The 4,563-nt window shown below is 44.9% G+C and carries 1 protein-coding gene; it reads left to right on the top strand.

The features are described 5' to 3' along the window. On the top strand, nt 1–4,563 hold a 4,563-nt coding region (locus tag OCI93_RS20625; protein ID WP_261627220.1), incomplete at both ends, for a calcium-binding protein.

Below are 4,563 nucleotides of genomic sequence, written 5' to 3'. Positions count from 1 at the left end.
AAAGACCATCAAGAGCAAACGGCCAATATAACTATTTCAGTGAGTACTTCTGCGTATATTTATACAGGAGGAACTCGTAGTGTTAACAACACCCAAGGGCGTATTTTATTCACGGATGGTGTGGCCAACATTCAATTGTCTGATTTAACGTTTAAGCGTCAACATCAAGATTTATTGATTGAAGTAGAAGAGACAGAACAAAGCTTAACAATACAAAACTGGTTTGAACAAAGTGATAGTACCCGGTTAGGTATTGAATTTGCAAACTCCAATACCGCATTAAGTGCTAATGACATCTCACAGCGTATTACCTATACGCCACTGCCGTTATATACGGGTGATGTATTGGTTTCTCTAGAACAAAATCAAAATGTTGTAATACCAATTTCGTTTAGTGACAGTGAGTTGCCATTAGAAATTAGTGTAACTCAGCTTCCTAGCTGGCTTAGTTACGACTCAGACGCAAAAGCGTTAGTGGGTAACGCGCCAAACGAAATTGGAAGTGAAGTAATTACACTTAAGGTTAAAGATCATCAAAATCAGACCGCTGAGATTTTAATAACGGCTAGAACCCACAACCCTCGAAGTAAAACCACTTTGGGATCTTTTGGTATCAAGAACCCTGTTCAGTTAACTGATATGTCGGCACTTGGACAAAATAACGAAAATATATTTGTTAATGCAGCCACGGGTAATTTGGTATTACAACAGCGAGATGAGCATGTTGAAGGACTTGGGTTAGGTGCAAACTTAGTAAGAACGTACAATAGCCTTGGCTATTTTGATGGTGATAATAACGACCAATGGCGCTTAGGGTTTTTAAAGTCAATCTCACTTGAAGGCACAAAGAACCAAGCGGGCAGTGTGGTTACACGGGTGACGGCGGATGGCTTTGCTCAGCGCTTTAACTATGATGCGGCTAAGGGCCATTATGTAAGTACATCGGGCAGTGGTGCTCATGATACGTTAACGCTGAGCAGCGATGGCAGTGCCACACTGAATATTGATGGTCAAAACCAATTAGAGCGTTACGATACACAAGGTCGCTTAATTGCAATGCTCAGTCAGCAAGGTCATGAAACAACAATTACCTATGCACAAGGCCGAGCAAGTCATATTACCACTAAAACAGACAGTGGTACTGAAACAACATCACTCCAGTATAACGCCCAAGGGTTACTTGAGCGCATTCAAACCCAAGCTGGCACAAGCAATGCACAAACTCGGGTGTACTATGGGTATGATGGCAACCAGCGCCTGTCATCAGTTAAAGTAGACTTAACTCCTGATGACAATGCAATTGCCGATGGCAAGGTGTATGAAACCAAATACACCTACCACGGTGATGGCAACCGCGTTCGCACTGTTAGCCAATCAGACGGTACTGCACTGACTATAGGCTATGAAGCACATGGTGATGATTACCGCGTTAAAACCCTACAAGACGGACAGGGCAATACCACTGCTTATCAATATGTGTCTGATTCACACACGCGTGTAACGTTAGGTAATTCACAGGTTGATTATTACTTTGATGATGCTGAGCGCCTAAGTGCGCTAGAGCGCGTAATTGATGGTCAACATGTACGAGAAGAGTATGAGTACAACAGTGCTGGGCAAGTAACTGAGATACGTAACGGATTAGGTCAAGCAAAAACCTTTACCTATGACGCACAAGGTAACTTAACCACCCAAACCGACGCGGACGGGGTAACGGTTAAGCGCACATACAACAGCCATAACCAATTGCTATCAGAGCAATTGGGCGATAACACCACACATTACGTTTACGACAATAACCAGCGCCTACGATTCACGCTAGATGAGAACAATGGCGTGGTTGAATACCGTTATAACGCATTAGGCCAGCGAACTAGCCAACACACGTATACTCATGCCAACTACATTGGTAGCAATACCAGTTTAAATGCGCTTGAGGGCTTTGTGAATGGGTTAAATAAAACCCAACAACAACGCCATGACTATAGCTACGACTTTAGAGGTCAGTTGAGTACGGTAACACGCTATAGCAGTGTGAACAGTCAAGGCCTTGGAGTTGATGGTAACACCACCCGCTATATGTATGACGCGCATGGTAAGTTATTACAAGAAACCACGCCACGCGGGGTACTTACACAAGGGACCGACGGCGACTTTAGTACCACCTACAGCTACGATGGCTTAGGGCGCTTGCTCAGCAAAACCGACGCCAATCAAGCGCAAACCACTTACACTTACGATGATGCCAACCAACGCATTGGCACACAATACGCTAATGGCTTGTGGCAAACACAGGTGTTTGACAAAGCAGGGCAATTGGTTGTGAATGTTGAAGGCACCTCGCTGGGTAATAACATTTATGGTACAGAACGTATTTACTATAACCGCGAAGGCCAAGCGGTTGCCACGAAAGACAAACAGGGGGCGATTAGCTATACCTTATATGATGAGTCGGGCAATAAAGCAGCCACGGTGAGCAAAACAGGCGCAGTCACTCGTCTACACTCTGACCAAGCAGGTCGGGTAACACAAACCATTCAATACGCACAAAAGGTCAACACCTCACAGTGGCTTTCCTCAGGTGGCGCGATGGTCAAAACCCTTGAGCAACTAGATAATGACCTAAAAGCCCACGCCAATCATGAAGACAACCGCAGCACACGTACGCTTTATACCTTAGCGGGCCGTAAACAATATGACATCGACGCCAAAGGCTATGTCACTAAATACCGCTATAACGACAACGGTCAATTGATAGAGCAAAAACAGTACGATGAGCCAATGGGCGATATCATCTACCAAAGTCATAATAGCCCGGTGAATTTGACGCTTTGGAGTATGTATGATGACGACCCTGCAGGTGCAACAATAACAACAGTGCACGATGCAGATTATGGTACAGAGGTTACTGTACTAGATAGCAACTCACATGGTCTGGCTAATGGTTTTCACCTAAGAGACTTCAATGCTGATTGGCACTTTGAAAACAGTACCATTTCTTGGGATATGAACTATAGAGATAATTATCATATATTTGTAAGTGTAGAGACGACGTTTGGGCATCGTTATTTGTTTTATACAGCGCATAATTATTATGCACCTGGTAGTAGTGAACCAAGTAAAAGTGATGATAATAGATATTTAAACCACCCACTGGGTAGTCAAAGTCGAAGTGGTGAATGGATAACAATTAGCCGAGACTTACTTGCAGATTTAAAAGCGCTGCAGCCAGATAATGAACTTATAAAAATAAACGGTATAAAAATCCGCGGCTCAGGCAAAATTGGTGAGGTGCGCTTATCGGGCTTAAACGAACGTGCGTCACAAGCCAGTGCGCGCAGCACTCAAATGATCTACAACGCACAAGGTCTGCTTGAAACCAAAACTGATGGCGAAGGTTATGTTACCCGTTATTACTACAATAAAGCAGGCAATGAAGTTGCACAGCGCCGCTATGCAAATGCTGGCACCACAGAGTCACAACAAGACCGTATCAGTCACACTTACTACGACGGTCAAGGTCGTGTTATTGGCTCGCTCTCAGCAGATGGTGCACTGACCACCTTCACTTACAACAAAGACGGTCACAAACAATCACAAAGCACTTATCACAACCAAGTACGCAACCAAGCTATCGGTGCGCCTTTAGCGTTACCTAGTGGGGATAAAACCACTACGCACTGGACTTACACCGCGACCGGTCAGGTTGAGCGAGAAATCCGCGCTGATAAATCCATGACCCACCACAGCTACGATGCCATGAATCAGTTGGTTGAAAAGCGGGAGTATGAAAATGTCGTGGCGTTTGATGATTTTAGCAATGGAGTACTTACCAGCGCTTACTTGAACTCAAATGCATCAGGAGCAATACAGCTTGAAGATGACCGCGTGTCATTTACTCGTTTAGCAGCAGAGAAGTCTTGGCCTTCACTGCGTTCGTCTAATCGCTTTGATTTAAATGAAAATATGCTAATGACGTTTGAGGTAACTACCGGCACGTCAACCGCGGGTAGTTACTTCTATGGAGGCTTGGATAATCACGGTTCGTGGAGTGCCAAATCAATAGACCGACATGCGGTTTACTTTAGTGGTAATGGTATTCATTCTAACTATGTAAGAGACGGGGATTCATCTCGCTCTAGAAATACAAAGCTCATGAACTCTAAACCGGATACCACGTATGTGGTGACGTTTACCACTTCAGCGGAGGGCACTGTACTGACGGTTTATCCCAAAGGCCACCCAGAACAAGCGGTGAGTCAAACCGAAAGCAGTGCAGATTGGTCAGGTAAGGCTGGGCTAATTTTATACGCAAACCCAAATACGGCAGGAAATAACAGCGTCGTTTACCTAGACAACTACCTACTCGGCAAAGCCCCTGTTAGCACCGAGCGCTACCAATACGACCAACAAGGGCGTTTGGTATCTAGTTTAGACGGCAATCAAAATGCAGAGCTTGGCGCGGATGCCACCCAAGCACAAATTAACAGCAAAGCGGCTCAAGAAGGTGCCCGCACCGAATACGATATTTTAGGCAATATTCGCCTAACGAGCGACCGCGAA

Source organism: Pseudoalteromonas holothuriae, from assembly GCF_945859825.1.
Lineage (GTDB): Bacteria > Pseudomonadota > Gammaproteobacteria > Enterobacterales > Alteromonadaceae > Pseudoalteromonas > Pseudoalteromonas holothuriae.
This window is presented reverse-complemented; position numbering and strand designations above follow the sequence as displayed.